Raw genomic sequence first — 21,390 nt, 5'->3', positions numbered from 1 at the left:
CCCTGTCAGTGGGCCCGCGTCACAGCGCCTGCCGCCTGGTGAGCTGGGTGAACGCCAGCCAGCCGGGCAGCACCGGCAACCAGAAGGTCAGCACCCGGAACAGCAGCACCGCGGAGGTGGCCGTCGCCGAGTCCAGGTGGCCGATGGTGGTCAGACCGGCGATCAGCGCGCCCTCGACCGCGCCCAGGCCACCCGGGGTCGGGGCGGCGGAGCCCAGCGCGTTGCCCGCCAGGAAGATCACCGCGACCGCCGCGAAGTTCACCTCGCCGTGGAAGGTGCGGATGCTGGCGTCCAGGCACAGCACGAAGGCGAGGGTCAGCAGCAGCGTGCCGCCGATGCCCGTGGTGAGCTTCATCGGCTGCTGCAGCACGTCCAGCATGCGCGGCACCACCCCGGCGAACAGCGCCCGCACCCGCGTGGACACGAAGCGCCGCAACGGCGGCACCGCGGTGACGACCAGGAAGAGCACCCCGGCCGTCAGCAGACCCGCCATCACCGTCCGCGACGGCGACAGGGAGGGCGTTTTCTCGGTGCCCGTGATGTAGCCGAACACCAGCAGCAGGCTGATGTGCGAACCGAGGCCGACCAGCTGCGAGGCCCCCACGCTCGCCACCGCCAGGCCCGGGCGCACGCCCGACTTCTGCAGGTAGCGCGTGTTGAGCGCCACGCCGCCGATGGCCGCAGGGGCCACCAGCTTCACGAAGGAACCGGCGACCTGCGCCAGCGTGGTGCGGACGAAGGACAGCTTCTCCGGCACGAAGCCGGACAGCGCCATCGCCGCCGCGACGTAGCTGAGCGCGGAGGCCAGCACGGCCACGATGACCCAGATCCAGTTCGCCTCGGCCAGCAGCGTCGCCGGGTCGATGCTGCTGATCTGGGAGAGCAGGAAGTACGCGGCGAAGGCGCCCGCGATGATGCTGATCAGCGTGCGCGGCCGCACCCGCTCCAGCCGTACCGGCTCCACCGGGGCCTGCGGACGGATGAGCAGCACCTGGTGGCGGATCCGGGTGAGCAGGTCCTCCTCGCGGACCCCGTCCAGCGCGTCCTCGATCGCCTTCTTCTCGGCCCGCCGCTCGGCCTTGGTCTCCTTGCCCGCGTCCTTGCCGGCTGCCTCACCCGCGTCACCGGTCTCCTCGTCCGCCCTCCGGGCGCGGGACGCGGCCAGCACCGCCTCGCGTTCACGCTGCGCCCGCTCCCTGGCGAGCTGCTTCAGCGTGGCCCGGGTGGTGCGGCTCAGCGCGATCGGCTGCAGCAGCGGCAGGGAGTCGGCGACGGCGTCCGGGCCCAGCACGGCCACGGCCGAGGCCACCGACCGCTCCGGGCCGACGCGCAGCGCCAGGGTGGTGAGCAGCTGCGCCACGTCCATGCGCAGCACGATGTCGCCCGCCGCGATCTCCCCGCCGCGCAGGTCGGTCAGGAAGACGTCGCCGTGGCGATCCATCTTCAGCGCCTCGCCGACCAGCCTGCGGTGCGCGATCCGCCGCGACTGCAGCGCCCGGACCTGCTCCCAGGCGCCGTGCAGCACCTCGTCGGTGATCTCCTCGTCCGACAGCGCGTCCAGGGAGCGCCCGCCCATGTGCTCGTACACCAGCATCACGGCGTCCGGGCCCAGCTCGGAGGTGGCGATCAGCCGCGGGGCGTTGGCGCCGGCGGCGATGGCCGCGTACGCCAGCAGCGCCTCCTGCTCCAGCGCCTGGCGCAGCGACTGCAGGCTGCGCCGCTGGGTGATCCCGCGCAGCTGGAGCCGGCGCCACATGCGGTAGAAGAAGCCGTGCGCCTGCTGCTCGCGGTCCACGACCGTGACGTCGAGCAGCGGGCCCTGCTCCAGGGTCACCAGGTAGCGGCGGCCCCGGTCGGAGTCGGGCGCGTCGGGGAACTCGTCCTCCGCGCGGACCGCCGTCAGCGGGGCGAAGCCCACCCGGCGCAGGCCCGCGAGCAGGTTCTGGCCGGTCGGGCGGACGTTCGGCGAGCCGACCCCGTAGAGCGTGCCGTACGCCACGGTCCAGCCGATGAGCACGGTCACGATGATCGAGAACGGTGTCGTGTAGCCGCCCACCAGCACCGCGAAGGAGTCCACGACCAGCACGAACCACAGCGCCACCCGCCAGCGCGGGCGCCGGGCCATGCCGACCGCCGTCATGTAGGCGATCACCGGGGCCAGGTAGCCGTGGACCGGGTCGGTGATCCCGCCGCCGGGCGCGTCGCGGGTCAGCGCGTCCCGGATCGCCACCGGCGCCGCGTCCGACACCCACAGGTCGGTGGCGAGCGACACCCCGTGGGCCAGGACCGCGGCCAGCACGCCGTCGGCGATGCGCAGCCCGTCCCGCTTGATCAGCCGCTCCACGGCGAACGCCACGGGCACGATCAGCACCGCCACGGTCGCCAGCAGCCCGGCGATCGTGATCAAGGGCTCGGGCGCGTGCGTCGCGCCCTCGGCGATGTCCTGCTCCACGCCGGAGGTCGTCGCGTGCGCGAAGCCCGCGATCATCAGCACGATCGCGATGCCGAGGAGTCCGAAGAGGAAGCGCATCAGGTCGACGGGCCGGTGCACGCGCGCGGGCAGCAGCGGCTCGTCCCGCGCCACCGGGTCGGTGTGCGGGGTGGTGCCGGTGACGGACTCCTCGGCGCCGGGGCCGTCGGCGGTGCCGGGGGCTTCGGTGTCCGGGGCCTCGGCGGTGCCGGGGGTGCCGTCCTGGGCGTCGTCCCCGGACCGCGCGGGCGTCACCGCCGGCTCTCCGGCCGGGGCCTTCGATGTGGCGCGGGTCTCACCGCGCGGGGCGTCACCGGACGCGGACACGGCCTGCCCGGCGCGCTCGTCCGGGGTCGCCGGGGCGCCGTCCCCGGGGCCCTCGGAGGCAGCCGGGACCGCGCGAGCGGCTCCGTTCCCGCTCACGTCGTGCTCTCCTGCTGTCTCTTTTTGATCTCGTATCACCAGTCACCGCCCGGATGATGGTGGCACGAGCGGCGCGCGCATGGGCGCAGGAGGGGGCAATTCGCCGTCCCGGGCGCCCCCGTACGCGCAGGCGCCGGCCGCGACTGTCGGTGCCGTGGGGCACCATGTGACGGATGAGCAAGGACACCGCACACGCCCCGGACGACGGTCCGGACGACGAGGTCCAGGAGCTGCCCGCGTACGCGGAGCGCGTGCTGGACGTCGCCGAGCGGATCCCGCCCGGACGGGTCATGACCTACGGCGACGTCGCCGAGTGGCTGGAGGAGGGCGGTCCCCGGCAGGTGGGCCACGTCATGGCGCTGTACGGCGGGGCCGTGCCGTGGTGGCGCGTGGTGCGCGCGGACGGCGGGCTGCTGCCGGGCCACGAGCTGCGCGCCCTGGAGCACTACCGCGCCGAGGGCACCCCGCTGCGCCAGGCCCCGCGGGCCGCGAAGGGCCACATACCCCGCCTCGACATGCGCAGGGCCCGCTGGGACGGCACGGACCCCGTGCCCGCACCCGGCGGGGACGACTGACGACCGGACGCTCACACCATCCAGCTTCCGCCATCGGCGACCGGTTGATGCCATCGGCCGTCCGGACGGAGTACGGCGCCCCGCGCCCGGCCGCTCCCGCATCCGTACGGGAAGGACGGGACGCGCGGCGGTCCCGTCGACCGGTGGCGTACCGTCGGCACCCGGCCTCCCCCGGCCACCGGCGGCACAGGCCGCCGCACACGCACCCGCACGCACACGGAACCGGCGAACCACGTGACCTCCTCCTCCACCCGCCAGACGGACGCCGCCGCACGGCGCTCCGGGGGGACGGTCGGGCCGTCCGGCGGCTACCGACTGCTACGGACCGCTCCGGAACCGGTGACGCCCCCTGAACTGGACGCCGCACAGCGCGCGGTGGTTGAGCACGCGGGCGGTCCGCTCCTGGTGCTCGCCGGTCCGGGCACCGGGAAGACCACCACCCTGGTCGAGGCCGTCGCCGAACGCGTGCGACGCGGCACCGACCCGGAACGGATCCTCGTCCTCACCTTCAGCCGCAAGGCCGCGGGCGAACTGCGGGACCGCATGGCCGCCCGGATGGGCGGCGCGGCCGCACCGCAGGCGACCACCTTCCACTCGTTCTGCTACGCCCTGGTCCGCGCCCACCAGGACCCCGAGCTGTTCGCCGACCCGCTGCGGCTGCTGTCCGGCCCCGAACAGGACCTGGCGGTACGCGAGCTCCTGGCGGGCGAGGCCGAACTGGAGCGGCGGGGCCGGACCCGGGTGCGCTGGCCGGACGAGCTGCGCGCGGCGCTGACGACCCGCGGCTTCGCCGACGAGGTGCGGGCCGTGCTGGCCCGCACCCGCGAGCTCGGCCTCGGCCCGCGCGCCCTGGCCGCGTCCGCCGGCCGCACCGGCCGCCCCGACTGGTCGGCGGCGGCCGGCTTCCTCGCCGAGTACCTGGACGTCCTCGACCTCCAGGGCGTCATCGACTACGCCGAACTGGTGCACCGCGCGGTGCTCCTGGCCGGGCGTCCCGAGGTGGCCCGCCAGCTCGCCGGGGCCTACGAGGCCGTCTTCGTCGACGAGTACCAGGACACCGACCCGGCGCAGGTGCGGCTGCTGCAGGCGCTCGCGGGCGGCGGCCGCCACCTGGTGGCCTTCGGCGACCCCGACCAGTCCATCTACGCCTTCCGCGGCGCCGACGTGAACGGCATCCTCGGCTTCCCCGAGGCCTTCCGGCACGCCGACGGCCGCCCCGCCGGCGTCCGCGTCCTCACCACCTCCCGCCGTTCCGGTGCCGCCCTGCTGGCCGCCACCCGGCTCCTGACGCGGCGGATGCCGCTGACCCGGCTCCCGGCCGCCGCCGTCCGCGCCCACCGCGAGCTCGCGCCGGTCCGCGAGGGCGGCTCGGCCGCCGTCCGCACCTACCCCACGCCCGGTGCCGAACTCGACGGCATCGCCGACGTGCTGCGCCGCGCCCACCTCGAGGACGGCGTCCCCTGGTCCGACATGGCCGTCCTGGTGCGCGCGGGTTCCCGCTCGCTGCCCGTGCTGCGGCGGGCCCTGACCTCCGCCGGGGTGCCGGTCGAGATCGACGGGGACGACCTCCCGCTGCGCGACGAGCCCGCCGTCGCCCCCCTCCTGCTCGCCCTGCGGGTCTGCGCGCACGCCGCCCTGCCCGACGCCCCCGAGCCGGGCCTGCGCGTCGAGGACGCGCTCACCTTGCTGGTCTCCCCGCTCGGCGGCATGGACGCCGCCGACCTGCGCCGCCTGGGCCGTGCCCTGCGCGAGGAGGAGCGGGCCGCCGGGGTCGCCGTACCGCGGCCGTCGGACGAGCTGATCGCCGAGGCGCTCGCGGAGCCCGAGCGGCTAGTGGCGCACGACCCGTCGTACGCGCGGGGCGCCCAGCGGCTCGGCGGGCTGCTGCGCAAGGGGCGCGAGCTGCTGGCCGGCGGTGGCACCGCCGAGGAGGCGCTGTGGGAGCTGTGGGACGGCACCCCCTGGCCCGGCCGGCTGGAGCGGGCCGCGGCGCGCGGCGGCGCGGCAGGACGCAACGCCGACCGGGACCTGGACGCGGTGTGCGTGCTCTTCGACACCGCCGCCCGCGCCGAGGAGCGCACCGGCGGCCGTGGCGCGCTGAACTTCCTGGAGGAGCTGTCCGCCCAGGACATCGCCGCCGACGTGCTGACCCGGCGCGCCGTCCGGCCGGACGCCGTACGGCTGATGACCGCGCACCGCTCCAAGGGCCTGGAGTGGCGGCTCGTCGTCGTCGCCGGCGTCCAGGAGGGGCTCTGGCCCGACCTGCGCCGCCGCGGCTCACTGCTGGAGGCCGATCGCATCGGCCGCGACGGCCTCGCGGAGCCGCTCGCCCCGGGCGCCCTGCTCGCCGAGGAGCGCCGGCTGTTCTACGTCGCGGCCACCCGCGCCCGTGAGCGGCTCGTCGTGACCGCCGTGAAGGCCGCCGCCGACGACGGCGACCAGCCCTCCCGCTTCCTCGCCGAACTCGGCGTCGAGCCCGTCGACGTCACCCACCGGGCCCGCCGCCCGCTGTCGGTCGCGGCCCTCGTCGCCGAGCTGCGCGCCACGACCGTCGACCCGGCCGCCTCCCCCGCCCTGCGCGAGGCCGCCGCGCGGCGCCTGGCGCGCCTGGCGGCCCTGGAGGACGCGGGCCAGCCGCTGGTGCCCGCCGCCCACCCCGAACGCTGGTGGGGCCTGTACGAGCAGACCCGCTCCGAGGTCCCGCTGCGGGACCGCGACCAGCCGGTCACCCTCTCCGGCAGCGCGCTGGACCAGCTGGCCAACACCTGTGCCCTGCAGTGGTTCCTCGGCCGCGAGGTGAAGGCCGAGCCGCCCTCCACGGCGGCCCAGGGCTTCGGCAACGTCCTGCACGTCCTCGCCGACGAGGTCGCCTCCGGCAGCACCCCGGCCGACCTGGACGTGCTCATGGAGCGGCTGGACTCGGTGTGGAACGCCCTGGCCTTCGACGCGCCCTGGAAGTCCCAGCAGGAGAAGGAGAACGCCCGGGCCGCCCTGGAGCGCTTCCTGCGCTGGCACGTCATGGAACGCGGCCGCCAGGCCGTCGCCTCCGAGCACGGCTTCGACGTCACCCTGGAGACGGGGGACGTGGCCGTCCGCATCCGCGGCAGCATGGACCGCGTCGAGACCGACGCCGAAGGCAACGCCTACGTCGTCGACTTCAAGACCGGCAAGGCCAAGCCCACCGCCGCCGAGGTCGAGGGCCACCCGCAGCTCGCCGTCTACCAGCTCGCCGTCCGCGAGGGCGCCGTCGACGAGCTCTTCCACGGCACCCGGCCCGCCCCCGGCGGCGCCGAGCTCGTCCAGCTCCGCCTCGGCGCCGCCCGCCGCGACGGCGGCGACACCCAGCCCACCGTCCAGCACCAGGAGGCGCTGAGCGGCGACTGGGCCGACACCCTGCTCGCCGGCGCGGCCGCCCGCGTCCTCGACGAGCGCTTCACCCCCTCCACCGGCCAGCACTGCGAGAACTGCGCCTTCCGGGCCTCCTGCAGCGGCCGCCCCGAGGGCCGGCACGTGGTGGAGTGAGGCGGGGGTTTCAGCAGCCGGGGGCCTCGGCCCGCGGCCCGAGGTCCTGGGCAGCCTTCAGCACGAGCGGATCCGCGCCTGCCTGGCCGGCGAGGAGCTGTGCCGTCGCGAGGTGGCTCGAGTCGAGCGGGCGGAGCAGTGGATCACCGTAGGCGGAGGCCGTGGCACGGACGGCTGCACCGATCTCGAACCGGTAGAGCCGGGTGATCACACCGGGGACGCCGGCGAGTGCCTGCGGGGCCGGATGGCATCCGGCGGGAACGGGCGGCGGCGGCCGGTGTCGGCGGTGCCCGATAACCTCCCCTTCGTGTCCTCCCTCATCACCGGTCCCGAGCAGCTCAAGGAGCTGCTGGCCATCCCGTTCACCCCGGAGCAGCTGGCGTGCATCACCGCGCCGCTCGCCCCGCAGGTGATCGTGGCCGGTGCCGGTTCCGGGAAGACGACGGTCATGGCGGCCCGCGTGGTGTGGCTGGTCGGCACCGGGCAGGTCGCCCCCGAGCAGGTGCTGGGGCTGACGTTCACCAACAAGGCCGCCGGCGAGCTCTCGGAGCGCGTGCGCAAGGCCCTCGTCCGGGCCGGGGTCACCGACCCGGACCCGGCGGACCCCGACCACGCGCCGGGCGAGCCGCAGATCTCCACGTACCACGCCTTCGCCGGACAGCTCCTGAAGGAGCATGGGCTGCGCATCGGGCTGGAGCCGACCGCGCGGCTGCTCGCCGACGCGACGCGCTACCAGCTGGCGGCGCGCGTCCTGCGGGCCGCGCCCGGTCCCTTCCCGGCGCTCACCAAGGGCATCCCGACCCTGGTCAGCGATCTGCTGGCGCTGGAGGGCGAGCTGGCGGAGCACCTGGTGCCGCCCGAGCGGCTGCTCGCCCACGACCGGGAGTGGCTCGCCGCCCTCGACGGCGTCCGGCTCACCAACGCGGATCTGCGCAGGCTCCCCGAGACGGCGCGCGCCCGCATCGACCTGACCGGGCTCGCCGCCGCATACCGCGCCGAGAAGAAGCAGCGCGACCTGCTCGACTTCGGCGACCAGATCGCCCTGTCGGCGACCCTGGCCCGCACCCGCCCCGAGGTCGGCCGCATCCTGCGCGAGCAGTACGCCGTGGTGCTGCTCGACGAGTACCAGGACACCTCCGTCGCCCAGGGCCTGCTGCTCTCCGCCCTGTTCGGCGACGGCACGGGCCATCCGGTGACCGCGGTCGGCGACCCCTGCCAGGCCATCTACGGCTGGCGCGGCGCCTCGGTGGCCAACCTCGACGACTTCCCGCTCCACTTCGCGCACGCCGACGGGACGCCCGCCCGGCGCCAGTCCCTGTCGGAGAACCGGCGCAGCGGCGGCCGGCTGCTCGACCTCGCCAACGACCTCGCCGCCGAGCTGCGCGAGCGTCACGAGGGCGTCGAGGCCCTGCGGCCCGCGCCCGGCGCCGAACGGGACGGTGTCGTGCGCTGCGCGCTGCTGCCCACCCAGGAGGCGGAGATCGCCTGGATCGCCGACTCCATCGCGCACCTGGTGCGCACGGGCACCGCGCCCGGCGAGATCGCGGTGCTGTGCCGGGCCGCCGCTCACTTCGCCGACATCCACGCGGCGCTCGTCGCCCGGGACGTGCCGGTGGAGGTGGTCGGCCTGTCCGGGCTGCTGCACCTGCCGGAGGTCGCCGACCTGGTCGCCGTCTGCGAGGTGCTGCAGGACCCGACGGCCAACGCCGCCCTCGTCCGGCTGCTCACCGGGCCGCGCTGGCGGATCGGGCCGCGCGACCTGGCGCTGCTCGGACGGCGGGCCCGGCTGCTCGTACCGGGCCGCGGCGGCACCGCGGACCGGCTGGCGGCCGCCGTGGAAGGCGTCGACCCGGCCGAGGTGATCTCGCTCGCCGACGCCCTGGAGACCTTCGTCGACGGCGAGCCCGACGACCACCTGCCCTTCTCGGCCGAAGCGCGGGTGCGCTTCGCGCGCCTGGCCACCGAGATACGCGAGCTGCGCCGGTCGCTGGCCGACCCGCTCATGGACGTACTGCACCGGGTGCTCGCCGTCACCGGCCTGGAGGTCGAGCTCTCCGCGTCCCCGCACGCGCTGGCCGCCCGCCGCCGGGAGACCCTGCACGCCTTCCTGGACGTGGCGGCCGGCTTCGCCTCGCTGGACGGCGACGCCACGCTGCTGGCCTTCCTGGGCTTCCTGCGCACCGCCGCCCAGTACGAGAAGGGCCTGGACAGCTCGCTGCCCGGCGGCGAGAACACGGTGAAGGTGCTCACCGCGCACAAGTCCAAGGGGCTGGAGTGGGACGTCGTCGCCGTCCCCGGGCTGGTGCGCAAGGGCTTCCCGAGCGAGCGGGGCCGCGAGCTGTGGCACTTCAACGCCAAGGCGCTGCCGCACGCGCTGCGCGGTGACGCCGCCACCCTCCCCGACGTCGAGGAGTGGTCCCGGGCGGGCCTGGCCGCCTTCAAGGCGGCCATGGCCGAACACAACCGGGTCGAGGAGCTCCGGCTCGGCTACGTCACCTTCACCCGGCCCCGCTCCCTGCTGCTCGGCTCCGGCCACTGGTGGGGACCCAGCCAGAAGCGGCCCTTCGGCCCGTCCGCCTTCCTCGACGCCCTGCGCGCGCACTGCGAGGCCGGCCACGGCGAGGTCGAGCACTGGGCGGAGGAGCCCGCGCCCGAGGCCGTCAACCCGGCCCTGGCCCGTACGGCCGAGACGCCGTGGCCGCTGCCCCTGGACCCGGCCGCCCTGGCCCGCCGTCGCGAGGCCGCGCGCAAGGTGCTGGCCCACCTGCGGGCGCCGGCCGCGTACCCGGTGGCCGTCGCTCCCGACCCCGACTGGCCGCCGCCCCCCGAGGACGAGGAGGAGCCGCCGTACGACGCGTACGACGACCAGTACGGCGAGGAGGACACCGGCGACTGGGAGGACTGGTCCGACGACCGGCCGCCCGCCATCCCCGGGCAGCCCGGCCCGCACGGGCCCGGGCCCGCCTCGGTACCCGTGGCCGCTTCCGGGTTCGACGGCGGTGAGCTGCTGCTCCCCGAGGAGGCCCGCGCCGTCGCGTCCTGGGACCGGGACCTCGACGCGCTCACCGAGGAACTGCTCCGCTCGCGCGCGGCCGTCCACGACGTCCCCCTGCCCACCACGCTCAGAGCCTCCGCGCTGCTGCGGCTGGCCGCCGACCCCGAGGGCTTCGCCCGCGAGCTGGCCCGCCCCATGCCCCGCCCGCCACGGCCCGCGGCCCGGCGCGGCACCCGCTTCCACGCCTGGGTCGAGTCCCGGTTCGAGGAACTGCCGCTGATCGCCCCCGAGGAGCTGCCCGGCATCGAGGGCGACGACGAGATCGCCGACGAGCGCGACCTCGCCGAACTCAAGGAGGCCTTCCTGCGGACCCCGTACGCCGAGCGCACCCCCTACCGCGTCGAGGCGCCGTTCCAGATCGACCTCGCCGGGAGGGTGATCCGCGGCCGGATCGACGCGGTGTACCGGGAGGGTGAGGGCTACGAGATCGTCGACTGGAAGACCGGGCGGGCCGGCACCGCCGACCCGCTGCAGCTCGCCGTCTACCGGCTCGCCTGGGCCGAGCGGCACGGAGTGCCGTTGTCGCAGGTCACGGCCGCATTCCTGCACGTGAGGACGGGGGAGCTGACCCGGCCCGAGGCGCTGCCCGGCCGGGCAGCGTTGGAACGCCTCCTGCTGGGCGGCCCGGAGCCCGGGCCGGGGGACGCGCCCGGTGCCGACGCCGAGGGTCCCGGCGTCGCCCGATAGGCTCAAGGGCATGAGCACCACCCCGGACAGCGCCGTCCGCAGTTACGTCGAAGCACATCGTGACGCCTTCCTCGGCGACCTCGCCGAGTGGTTGCGCATCCCCTCGGTCTCGGCCGATCCGGAGCGCTCCGCCGACGTACGGCGCAGCGCCGAATGGCTGGCGGCGAAGCTGAAGGAGACCGGCTTCCCCGTGGCCGAGGTGTGGGAGACCCCGGGTGCTCCCGCGGTCTTCGCCGAGTGGCCCTCCGACGCGGCGGACGCGCCGACGGTGCTGGTCTACGGCCACCACGACGTGCAGCCCGCCGCCCTCGAGGACGGCTGGGACGGCGAGCCCTTCGAGCCGCGGATCCGCGACGGCCGGATGTACGGACGGGGCGCCGCCGACGACAAGGGACAGGTGTTCTTCCACACGCTCGGCGTCCGCGCCCACCTGGCCGCCACCGGCCGCACCGCCCCCGCGGTGAACCTGAAGCTGCTGGTCGAGGGCGAGGAGGAGTCGGGCTCCCCGCACTTCACCGACCTCGTCCGCGCCCACGCCGGACGGCTGGCCTGCGACACCGTGATCGTCTCGGACACCGGCATGTGGGACGAGGACACCCCCACCGTGTGCACCGGCATGCGCGGCCTGGCCGACTGCCAGATCGACCTGTACGGCCCCGACCAGGACATCCACTCCGGTTCCTTCGGCGGCGCCGTCCCCAACCCGGCGACCGAGGCCGCCCGGCTGGCCGCGGCGCTGCACGACGCGGACGACCGCGTGAGGATCCCCGGCTTCTACGACGGCGTCGTCGAGCTCACCGACCGCGAGCGCGAACTGTTCGCCCGGCTGCCCTTCGACGAGGAGCGCTGGCTGCGCACCGCGAAGTCGCACGCGACGAGCGGCGAGGCCGGCTACTCCACCCTGGAGCGGGTCTGGGCCCGGCCGACCGCCGAGGTGAACGGCATCGGCGGCGGCTACCAGGGCCCCGGCGGCAAGACGATCGTGCCGTCCTCGGCGCAGCTGAAGCTGTCGTTCCGGCTGGTGGCCGGGCAGGACACCGACCGGGTGCAGCGGCTGGTCGCCGACTGGGTCGCCGCGCGCGTCCCGGCCGGGATCCGGCACGAGATCACCTTCTGGGGGGCCACCCGCCCCTGCCTGACCCCGCTGGACCACCCCGCGCTGGGCGCGGTGACCCGGGCCATGGGCCGGGCCTTCGGCAAGGAGGTCCTGTTCACCCGCGAGGGCGGCTCGGGCCCGGCGGCCGACCTGCAGGACGTCCTCGATGTCCCCGTCCTGTTCCTGGGAATTTCCGTGCCGTCCGACGGTTGGCACTCGGTGAACGAGAAGGTGGAACTCGACCTTCTGCTCAAGGGCGTGGAGACGTCCGCGTACCTCTGGAGCGAGTTCACGACTCTGTGAGCATCCGCATCCATCCGCGCGCTACGGGGAGTTGACAGAAATCTTGTCCGATACGTCCGGAACCGGAACCACCTTCGACGCGACGGCCTTCCCGCCGCCCCTCGCCCGCCCGTCGGGCGTGGACCGCGCCGCCGAGCACCGGCTCGACGAGGCGTGGCTGGCGGCGGCCTGGAGCCACCCGAAGACGCAGGTGTTCGTGGTCTCCGGGGGGCAGGTCCTGGTCGAGGACACCCCGGACGGCCGCACCGAGCTGGTCATGATGCCGAGCTTCGAGGCACCGGAGAGCGAGGTGCACCGCTACTTCCTCGGCGTCGACGAGGAGGGGGTGCGCTACTTCGCACTGCAGAAGGACGCGCTGCCCGGACGCCTGGACGAGGCCGCCCGCCCGGCGGGGCTGCGGGAGGTCGGGGCCCTGCTGTCGGACCGCGACGCGGGGCTCATGGTGCACGCGGTCGCCCTGGAGAACTGGCAACGCATGCACCGCTTCTGCTCGCGCTGCGGCGAGCGCACCGTGGTGGCCGCCGCGGGGCACATCCGCCGCTGCCCGGCCTGTGGCGCGGAGCACTACCCACGCACCGACCCGGCGGTGATCATGCTGGTCACCGACGAGGAGGACCGGGCGCTGCTGGGCCGCCAGGCGCACTGGCCGGAGGGACGCTTCTCGACGCTGGCCGGCTTCGTCGAGCCGGGGGAGTCCATCGAGCAGGCCGTGGTGCGCGAGGTCGCCGAGGAGGCCGGCGTGACCGTCGGCGAGGTGGGTTACGTCTCCAGCCAGCCCTGGCCGTTCCCCTCCAGCCTGATGCTGGGCTTCATGGCGCGCGCCACGTCCGCGGAGATCACCGTGGACGGCGAGGAACTGCACGAGGCGCGCTGGTTCTCCCGCGAGGAGTACCGCAAGGCGATGGAGACCGGCGAGGTGCTGCCGCCGTACGGGATCTCCATCGCGGCGCGGCTGATCGAGCGCTGGTACGGGATGCCGCTGCCGGCCCGCCGCTGAGCGCGGGCCCGTGCGGCCCGGCCGTGCCTGCCGCGCGGCCGGGCCGGGACGCTCAGCCGGCGAGGGCCTGCTTGACCTGGGCCAGGCTCGGGTTGCTGAGTGCGACCGGCTCGGCGCCGCTCTTGGGGGACACCAGGAGGGTCGGGACGAGCTGGTTGCCCCCGTTGACGCTCTCGACGAACTTCGCCGACTCCGGGTCCTGCTCGATGTTGACCTCCGTGAAGGTGATTCCCTCCCGGTCCAGCTGACCCTTCAGGCGGCGGCAGTATCCGCACCACGTGGTGCTGTACATCGTCACAGTGCCGGACATCGGTGTTCGCTCCTCAAGGTGGGGGATGACGTCGATCCCGAGAACGCTAACCCCTTGCCTCGGCATTCCTTGCAATCGTTCGCGGTACGACCATCCCACCTCAGCTGTGGATAACTTTCCCGGCCGTCTCCCGGGACCTGGCAGCATGGCGGGGTGACTGCACCAACCCACACCCCGCTCTTCCCGGACTTCCCCGCCGTCCCGGACTCGGCGGACGCCGTGCTCGCCGGGCTCGACCCCGAGCAGCGCGCGGTCGCCACCGCCCTGCACGGCCCGGTGTGCGTGCTGGCGGGAGCCGGCACGGGCAAGACGCGCGCGATCACCCACCGGATCGCGTACGGGGTGCGGGCCGGGATGATGCAGCCCGCCAGTGTGCTCGCGGTCACCTTCACCGCCCGTGCGGCCGGTGAGATGCGCGGGCGGCTGCGGCAGCTCGGCGCGGGCGGCGTGCAGGCGCGCACCTTCCACTCCGCGGCGCTGCGCCAGCTGCAGTACTTCTGGCCGCGGGCCATCGGCGGCGACATGCCGCGGCTGGCCGAGCGCAAGATCCAGCTGGTCGCGGAGGCCGGGGCACGCTCCCGCATCCGGCTGGACCGCAACGAGCTGCGCGACGTCACCGGCGAGATCGAGTGGGCCAAGGTCACCCAGACCGTCCCCGAGGACTATCCGGCGGCCGCCGCCAAGGCGGCCCGCGACATCCCGCGCGACGCCGCCGAGATCGCCCGCATCTACACGACGTACGAGCAGCTCAAGCGCGACCGCGGGGTCATCGACTTCGAGGACGTGCTGCTGCTCACCGTCGGCGTCCTGGAGGACCGGCCGGACGTCGCCGAGGCCGTCCGCTCCCAGTACCAGCACTTCGTCGTCGACGAGTACCAGGACGTCAGCCCGCTGCAGCAGCGGCTGCTGGACCTGTGGCTCGGCGGCCGGGACAACCTCTGCGTCGTCGGCGACGCCTCGCAGACCATCTACTCCTTCACCGGCGCCACCCCGGAGTTCCTGCTCGGGTTCCGCAGCCGGCACCCGGAGGCCACGGTGGTCAAGCTGGTCCGCGACTACCGCTCCACCCCCCAGGTGGTGCACCTGGCCAACGGGCTGCTGTCCCAGGCCCGGGGCCAGGCCGCCCAGCACCGTCTGGAGCTGGTCTCGCAGCGCGAGGCCGGCCCCGAGCCGGTCTACACCGAGTACGCCGACGAGCCCGCCGAGGCCGAGGGCACCGCCCGGCGGATCCGCGAGCTGATCGACGAGGGCGTGCGGCCCAGCGAGATCGCCGTGCTCTACCGGGTGAACGCCCAGTCCGAGGTCTACGAGCAGGCGCTGGCCGACGCCGGCGTGCCGTACCAGCTGCGCGGTGCCGAGCGCTTCTTCGAGCGTCCCGAGGTCCGCGAGGCCGGGATGCTGCTGCGCGGCGCCGCGCGGGCGGGCGGCGGATCCGACCCGGGTCTGGACGACGCGGACCTGCCCGCGCACGTGCGGGCGGTGCTCAGCAGCCGCGGCTGGTCCTCCGAGCCCCCGGCCGGGTCGGGCGCGGTCCGCGACCGCTGGGAGTCGCTGGCGGCCCTGGTGCGGCTCGCCGAGGACTTCGCGCGGGCCCGGCCGGAGGCCACGCTCGCGGACTTCGTCGCCGAGCTCGACGAACGCGCAGGCGCCCAGCACGCCCCGACCGTCGAGGGCGTCACCCTGGCCTCGCTGCACGCCGCCAAGGGCCTGGAGTGGGACGCGGTGTTCCTGGTCGGCCTGACCGAGGGCACGATGCCGATCACCTACGCCAAGACCGACGAGCAGGTCGAGGAGGAGCGCCGGCTGCTCTACGTCGGCGTCACCCGCGCCCGGTTCCACCTCGCCCTGTCGTGGGCCCTGTCCCGCTCGCCGGGGGGCCGCGGCGGCAGGCGGCCCTCGCGGTTCCTGGACGGGCTGCGGCCGGGCTCGGCGGCCCGGGGCAGGGCGGGCGGCCGTTCGGCCGCCACGGGCGGCGTGGAGCGCGGCTCGGGCGGCAGGAAGCGGCGCGGGCCGGTGCAGTGCCGCGTGTGCGGCCGCACCCTGTCCGACGCGGGTGAGATCAAGCTGATGCGCTGTGAGGACTGCCCCTCCGACATGGACGAGGCGCTGTACGAGCGGCTGCGCGAGTGGCGGGTGGAGCAGGCGAAGGCACTGGGCCAGCCGGCCTACTGCGTCTTCACCGACAAGACGCTGCTGGCGATCGCCGAGGTGCGGCCCACCACGGAGGGTGAATTGTCCGTCATCTCCGGGGTCGGGGCCCGCAAACTGGACAAGTTCGGCGCCGACGTCCTCGCCCTGTGCACGGGGCAGGAGCCCGTCGGTGAGGCCGGTGACGAAGCTGTTGCGGAAGAGCCCGGAAAATAGTTTGCGCGCCCCGAGGAAATCCCCATAGCCTGCGTGAGCGCGAACGGCGCGGCTCTGTGAAGGACCTTCCCGGAGCGGTGCGATCCGTGATGTACTGACCCAGCACCACCTGTCAGACCAGCCCAACGAGACGCCGAGAGGAGGCGAGACCAGTGACCAGGTTCATGACGAAAATGACCGATCGTCCGGTCGCCGCCGCCTGCTCCCTTGGTGCCTCGCTCCGTGGCACCGGTCTGTCCAGCCGCCTGTCCGGCGGTCTGCCCACCACCGTTCTCTCCATCCGGGAGCGCGGCGGCGAGCGACCGACGCAGGCGCCGGCGGTGGCAGTAATGGCTGAGGCCCAGGCCTATGCCTTTGCGGCGACCAATGGTGCCGGAACCCAGAAGCAGCAGCACCCGAAGTGGGCCTCCCGCGGGCTCGAACCCTGGAGTGATCCAGCCTGATCGACGATCAGGCCGGCACCTCCAGGGCCGCGGAATCCCAGACCGGGATCCGCGGCCCTTCTGTTTTCCCACCCCCCGACAAACAGATGAGGAACGAAGCGATCGTGCATCTCACCCCGCACGCACCGTCCGTACCCGCCCCCGTACGCCCGCCTGACCCGGAGGTCCCCTTGCTGCCCCTCACCGAGCTCGACGACGAGATCGACCGCCTCGGCGTCCCCGTCCCGTGCCGGACCTACGACCCGGAGGTCTTCTTCGCCGAGTCCCCGGCCGATGTCGAGTACGCCAAGTCGCTCTGCCAGACCTGCCCGGTCCTCGAGGCCTGCCTCGCCGGCGCGAAGGACCGCCGTGAGCCCTGGGGTGTCTGGGGTGGAGAGCTCTTCGTCCAGGGTGTCGTGGTGCCGCGCAAGCGTCCCCGTGGCCGTCCGCGCAAGAACGCGGTTGTGGCATGAAGCGCCCTGCCGTCGGAACGATCGACCGTCCCCTCACGCACGACCCCAAGAAGCAGGCCCCGATGAACCCGTCCGCCACCGAACGCCCCGCCCCGCCCTCCGACGCTCCCGCTGAGCGTCAGAACAGGAACCTCGAAATGCAACTCATGCCAGAAGCCATGGCCCGTGCCCATATGCAAGAGCGCCTCTACGAGGCCGAGCACGAACGGATGGCCCTCCGCGTGCTCAACGCCCGGCGCCTGCAGCGCCGCGCCGAACGCGCCTCGCTGCGCGCCCGCCGGGCGCTGGCGATGGCCGTGATGCAGTAGCGCTCACACATCGGCAACGACACACAACCGCGGGGCCGGTCGATTTCGACCGGCCCCGCGGTATCGTCACGAAGTGGACCAGAAGACTCAATTCGAACGGGTCGGGACTGCTCCCACCACGACGACGTGCGCCCGCTGCGGGGCCGTCGCCGAGGGACTCCCCCTCACCTGGACCTGCTCCGTCGAGAACGGCAGTCGCGTGTACTTCTGCGACGACTGCGCCCGCACCAACATCCGCAGTATCGAGGGCCGGCTGGACTCCTCCTGGTGGTAGGGCCGTCCCGGCGGCCCCCCTGTGCCTAGGCCGAGGCGTCCTCGGCCTCGGGCAGCGGGGCCAGGTCCTCCCCGGAGAAGCCCGGTAGCCACTCGAGCAGCTCGTCCCGCAGCCTGACCGTGGCCGCCAGCTGGCACAGCACCCCGATGGTGCTGAGCGTCACCCGGTGGATGAGCAGGTACGAGGGCGGCAGGTTGAGCTGCTTGCCCAACTGGTGCGCGGGTGAGCGCGGGTCGGCGACCCGCGCCGCCTGCGCGCGCATCCAGCCACGCGCGAAGGTGAACTCGTCCACCGCCGCGGGCTCGATGATCGGCCGCAGGTAGTCCAGCACGGCGTCCGGGTCGAGTGCGATCGTCGGCTTGACGAAGCCCTCCTGGCGGAGCATCGAGTGCACCGACTCCGCGTCGTCGGCCAGCGCCAGGCGCAGCGCCGTCCCTATCGGCACCGGCAGGCCCTCCGGCAGGCGGTCGACGGTGCCGAAGTCGAGCACGCCCAGCCGCCAGCCCTCCGCCGGGCCGTCGTCGACGAGCAGCCGAAAGTTGCCCGGGTGCGGGTCGGCGTGGAGCAGCCCCGTGCGGGCGGGGCCGGCGAACAGGAAGCGCGCCAGCAGTTGACCGGCGCGGTCGCGCATCTCCGGCGTGCCCCGCGAGATCACCTCCGCCAGCGGCACCCCGTCCATCCACTCCGTGACCAGCACCTGGTCCGTGCGGTGCACCACGTCCGGCACCTCCACGTCCGGGTCGTCGGCGAACTCCACCGCGTGGGCGTGCTGGGCCTGCGCCTCCAGCTCGTAGTCCAGCTCCTCCGAGACCCGGTCGCGCAGCTCCGAGATCAGCGGCTTGATGTCCATGCCGGGGATCAGCGGCCCGAACAGCCTCGCCACCCTGCCGAGTTGGTTGAGGTCCGACAGCAGGGCGTCCCCCGCGCCGGGGTACTGGACCTTCACCGCCACCTTGCGGCCGTCGTGCCACACGGCCCGGTGCACCTGCCCGATCGAGGCGGCCGCCGCCGGCTGGTCCTCGAACTCGGTGAAGAAGGTGCGCCAGTCCTCGCCGAGGCGCTCGGCCAGTACGGCGTGCACGGTGCGGGCGGGCATCGGCGGCGCCGCGTCCTGCAGCTTGGTGAGGGCGGCGCGGTAGGGGCCCGCGACCTCCTCGGGCAGGGCGGCCTCGAAGACCGACAGGGCCTGCCCGAACTTCATGGCACCGCCCTTCAGCTCGCCGAGGACCTTGAAGAGCTGTTCGGCCGTCCGCTCCTGCAGCTCGGTGGCGACCTCTTCCGCGGGGCGCCCGCCGAGCCGCTTGCCCAGTCCCAGTGTCGCCCGCCCGGCGAATCCCAGTGGGAGCGCCGCCAACTTGGCGGTACGGGTCACCGCTTTGCGCGGAAGATCAGACATGCGCCCCCTCTTTCCGATCGGTCACGTCGTCATTGTCCCCCGCCCCTCCCGGACCATGGCACCGGCCGTGTCACAAACCTCCGGCGTCGTCCGCCGCACCGGCACCCGCGGCGTGCGCACCGCAGCCGCATCTGCGGTCACCCGGCACCGGCCGCACCTCCGCGGTCAGCCGGGCGAGGCCCATCTCGACGCGCCCCCCGCAGCTCGGCGGCCGGCCGCCGTCGACGAAGGCCAGGGCGTGCGCCGCGGCGAGCCCCGCGACCGTGGTGGCCAGCGCGACGTCGCAGGCGGGGACCCCGCTCCGCCCGGACCTCAGCTGCGCCAGCACCCTGGGCCAGGCCGCGTCGGCATCCGCCATCCGCAGTCCCAGACATCCCGCACACCCCGTGCTCCCCGGCACCACCAGGGGACCCACCACGCCCCGGCCTTCCAGCACCCCCGCGTACAGGTGGGGGATCCCGGCGGCCATCAGCGGTTCGGCCTCCTGGGCGTCAGGGGCGTAGGCGGCCAGGCCGTCGCGCGGCGCGACCACCACCAGTGACAATCCGGGCTCGGGCGCGGCGGACGGCCCCCGGCGGCCCACCGCCGCCGCCCGCGGATCGGGCGCCGCCCTGCGCACCAGACCTCGCGCCGCCGCGTCCCGGCGCTCGCCGATGTGTTCGGCGGGGATGCCGCCCGGCGCGGTGTCCCAGGGCTCGACCCGGCCCCCGTCGCGCACGTCGACCCGGCCGACCCCCGCCGCGGAGAGGACCGCCGCGATGGTCGCGCCGACCCGGCCCGCCCCGGCCACCCGTACGCGGGCCGCCCGCCGCCGGCCCATCCGGTCCGCCGCACCACCGGGGTCGGAGTGCACCACGGACAGCGCCGCCAGGTCGGGGCGGAGCCGGTCCAGCGCGGCCGAGTGGTGCCGTATCGTCTCGGACAGCTCGGCGTGCGCCGTCGCGTCGTCGAGCACACCGCCCTCGGCCAGCAATCCGAGCAGCCGCCGCGCCTGCGGGGGCCGCAGCCCCAGCGATTCGGCATCGCGGGCGAGCGGACCGAGTCCGCGCGTGCCGTCGAGCAGGTCGAGGAAGGCGGCGGCCGCACCGTCCACCGGGTCCAGGACCACCGCGTGCGCCGGGTCGACGCCGAATTGCAGGCTTTCCCGGCTGCGCCAACTGCGGCGCATCGCCGGCTTGAGCATGGGACGCATCGCCACCCCCGTGGGCAGAGTTCCCGATCGAGAGATCGTTCCGATTCCGTGTCGGGCCAGCATGCCCGATATCCCCGCACGGGCCGTGAAAGTTATCCACAGGCGATGCAAATGATCATTCGATATGACTACGGCCCGGTATCTCTCTGCTCTCCTTTCTCACCGAGCACCCCCGCGGGCGGGACTTCCCGGACCCGGTGCGGGTAACGTCGGGGCGTGTCCGCCGACCCCGCCCAGAGCCTTTCCGGCCAGCCCCCGCGCGCCCCTCGGACCAGCGCGGTCGAAGTGCGCCGAAGCGCCCGTCGACGCCGGACGGTGTCGGCGTACCGCGAGGGCGACGTCACCGTGGTCCTCATCCCCGCCCGGATGTCCGTCGCCGAGGAGAAGCGCTGGGTGACGGTCATGCTGGACAAGCTCGCCGCCCAGGAGAGCCGCCGCAGGATCGGCGACGACGGGCTGGCCGCCCGCGCCGCGCAGCTGTCCGCGCAGTACCTCGGCGGCCGCGCCATGCCGCGGACCGTGCGCTGGGTCACCAACCAGAACTCCCGCTGGGGCTCGTGCACACCGGCCGAGGGCAGCATCCGCCTGTCCCACCGCCTCCAGGGCATGCCCGAGTACGTCGTCGACTACGTGCTCCTCCACGAGCTCGCCCACCTCCTGGTGCCCGGCCACGGGCCGGACTTCTGGAAGCTGCTGGAGTCCTACCCGCGCACCGAACGTGCGCGCGGGTACCTCGAGGGCGTCGCCGCCGCGGCCCGGCTGCCCCACCCGCCCACGGCACGCGAGGAATAACGGGGGAATAGCCCCTGTCACGGCCAGCGGTTAGCCTGGCGCAACGCAGCAAGTACGTACGTACGGATGGGGGGACGGTCCTTAGCGATGGCCAGGGAATTCCAGCGCGGCCACAAGGCCAAGATCAGTGACCTGACCGCAGGGACGGATCTGTACATCGGCGTGCAGATCAGCGGTCCCGGTCTCGGCTTCGACATCAGCTGCTTCGGGCTCGACGCCGAGGAACAGCTGTCCGACGACCGCTACTTCATCTTCTTCAACCAGCCCAAGTCGCCCGAGGAGGCGATCCAGCAGCTGGGGGCGCAGGCCGGGGACACCGAGTCCTTCCGTGTGACGCTGGACCGGATCCCCGCGCAGATCCAGAAGCTGAGCTTCACCGCGACGATCGACGGCGCCGGGCAGATGTCGCAGATCGGCCCGGGCTACGTCAGGATCGTCGCCGGGGGCGAGGAGGTCGCCCGCTACGCCTTCACGGGCGCCGAGTTCAGCACCGAGCGCGCGGTCATGCTCGCCGACTTCTACCTCAAGGACGTCTGGCGCTTCGCCGCCGTCGGCCAGGGCTTCGACGGCGGGCTCGACGCCCTGCTGAAGAACTTCGGCGGCGAGGTCGCCGAGGAGCAGCAGGCCGCGCCGCAGCAGCCCGCCGCGGCACCGGGCTTCGCGCCCCCGGCGGGTGCCGCGCCCGGGTTCGCGCCCCCGGCGGCCTCCGCGCCGCCCGCCCCGCCCCAGCC

At 74.3% G+C, this 21,390-nt stretch carries 17 protein-coding genes; 12 read left to right on the top strand and 5 right to left on the bottom strand.

The annotated features are described in order from the left end of the window. Positions 1-19 precede the first annotated feature (19 nt). Positions 20-2,893: a lysylphosphatidylglycerol synthase transmembrane domain-containing protein gene (locus PV341_RS09575; protein ID WP_500327946.1), complete on the bottom strand. Its 2,874-nt coding sequence runs from the start codon at positions 2,891-2,893 to the stop codon at positions 20-22. A gap of 173 nt (positions 2,894-3,066) precedes the next feature. Between PV341_RS09575 and PV341_RS09570 the strand changes: the two genes are divergently transcribed. Beyond that, positions 3,067-3,468: an MGMT family protein gene (locus tag PV341_RS09570; RefSeq protein WP_500327944.1), complete on the top strand. Its 402-nt coding sequence runs from the start codon at positions 3,067-3,069 to the stop codon at positions 3,466-3,468. A gap of 234 nt (positions 3,469-3,702) precedes the next feature. Then, positions 3,703-6,990, top strand: coding sequence for an ATP-dependent helicase (locus PV341_RS09565; protein ID WP_500357361.1), 3,288 nt, complete (start codon positions 3,703-3,705; stop codon positions 6,988-6,990). 10 nt (positions 6,991-7,000) lie between these two features. Here PV341_RS09565 and PV341_RS09560 read toward each other — a convergent pair whose 3' ends face one another. Continuing rightward, entirely contained in the window at positions 7,001-7,201 is a 201-nt protein-coding gene (locus PV341_RS09560) for a hypothetical protein (RefSeq protein WP_500357359.1), read from the bottom strand. Positions 7,202-7,297: 96 nt separating this feature from the next. Here PV341_RS09560 and PV341_RS09555 point away from each other — a divergent pair, with 96 nt between their 5' ends. Genes PV341_RS09555 through nudC form a run of 3 tightly spaced genes read left to right on the top strand, consistent with a single transcriptional unit; the run spans position 7,298 to position 13,128 of the window. Continuing rightward, positions 7,298-10,732, top strand: coding sequence for an ATP-dependent helicase (locus tag PV341_RS09555; RefSeq protein WP_500357358.1), 3,435 nt, complete (start codon positions 7,298-7,300; stop codon positions 10,730-10,732). 10 nt (positions 10,733-10,742) lie between these two features. Then, the gene (locus PV341_RS09550) at positions 10,743-12,131 is read left to right on the top strand and encodes a dipeptidase (protein ID WP_500327937.1); all 1,389 of its coding nucleotides are present in this window, start codon (positions 10,743-10,745) and stop codon (positions 12,129-12,131) included. Positions 12,132-12,174: 43 nt separating this feature from the next. Beyond that, entirely contained in the window at positions 12,175-13,128 is a 954-nt protein-coding gene (gene nudC / locus PV341_RS09545) for an NAD(+) diphosphatase (protein ID WP_499513834.1), read from the top strand. Positions 13,129-13,180: 52 nt separating this feature from the next. On the opposite strand, the gene PV341_RS09540 is transcribed toward nudC, so the two are convergent. Further along, positions 13,181-13,438 carry a glutaredoxin domain-containing protein gene (locus tag PV341_RS09540; protein WP_500327935.1) on the bottom strand — a complete coding sequence of 86 codons (258 nt, stop codon included), beginning with the start codon at positions 13,436-13,438 and terminating at the stop codon, positions 13,181-13,183. Positions 13,439-13,591: 153 nt separating this feature from the next. On the opposite strand from PV341_RS09540, the gene PV341_RS09535 reads away from it, so the two are divergent. The 5 genes from PV341_RS09535 (at position 13,592) to PV341_RS09515 (ending at position 17,279) form a co-directional block, all read left to right on the top strand. Next, entirely contained in the window at positions 13,592-15,802 is a 2,211-nt protein-coding gene (locus PV341_RS09535; protein ID WP_500357356.1) for an ATP-dependent DNA helicase UvrD2, read from the top strand. Between the two features lie 152 nt (positions 15,803-15,954). Beyond that, the gene (locus PV341_RS09530) at positions 15,955-16,245 is read left to right on the top strand and encodes a hypothetical protein (RefSeq protein ID WP_499513837.1); all 291 of its coding nucleotides are present in this window, start codon (positions 15,955-15,957) and stop codon (positions 16,243-16,245) included. 104 nt (positions 16,246-16,349) lie between these two features. Then, complete coding sequence (locus tag PV341_RS09525) at positions 16,350-16,697, top strand: WhiB family transcriptional regulator (RefSeq protein WP_499513838.1); 348 nt, start codon at positions 16,350-16,352, stop codon at positions 16,695-16,697. Further along, positions 16,694-17,005 (top strand): putative WhiB-interacting protein, encoded by a 312-nt coding sequence (locus PV341_RS09520; RefSeq protein ID WP_499513839.1) that lies wholly within the window; start codon positions 16,694-16,696, stop codon positions 17,003-17,005. The genes PV341_RS09525 and PV341_RS09520 overlap by 4 nt, the downstream gene beginning before the upstream one ends. Positions 17,006-17,078: 73 nt before the next feature. After that, on the top strand, positions 17,079-17,279 hold the full coding sequence (locus tag PV341_RS09515) for a hypothetical protein (protein WP_326572546.1): 201 nt from the start codon (positions 17,079-17,081) through the stop codon (positions 17,277-17,279). A 25-nt stretch (positions 17,280-17,304) separates the two neighbouring features. Here the strand turns inward: PV341_RS09515 and PV341_RS09510 are convergent, their stop codons facing one another. Beyond that, positions 17,305-18,675, bottom strand: a complete 1,371-nt coding sequence (locus PV341_RS09510; protein ID WP_500357354.1) for an ABC1 kinase family protein — start codon at positions 18,673-18,675, stop codon at positions 17,305-17,307. Between the two features lie 70 nt (positions 18,676-18,745). After that, positions 18,746-19,867, bottom strand: a complete 1,122-nt coding sequence (locus PV341_RS09505; RefSeq protein ID WP_500327930.1) for a TOMM precursor leader peptide-binding protein — start codon at positions 19,865-19,867, stop codon at positions 18,746-18,748. 216 nt (positions 19,868-20,083) lie between these two features. Here PV341_RS09505 and PV341_RS09500 point away from each other — a divergent pair, with 216 nt between their 5' ends. Continuing rightward, positions 20,084-20,659, top strand: a complete 576-nt coding sequence (locus tag PV341_RS09500; protein WP_500327928.1) for a M48 metallopeptidase family protein — start codon at positions 20,084-20,086, stop codon at positions 20,657-20,659. Positions 20,660-20,746: 87 nt separating this feature from the next. Then, positions 20,747-21,390: TerD family protein (locus PV341_RS09495; RefSeq protein WP_500357352.1), on the top strand; the 644-nt coding region annotated here is incomplete at its 3' end.

The sequence above is a fragment of the Streptomyces sp. PA03-1a genome, from assembly GCF_033792805.1.
Taxonomy (GTDB): Bacteria; Actinomycetota; Actinomycetes; order Streptomycetales; family Streptomycetaceae; genus Actinacidiphila.
This window is presented reverse-complemented; position numbering and strand designations above follow the sequence as displayed.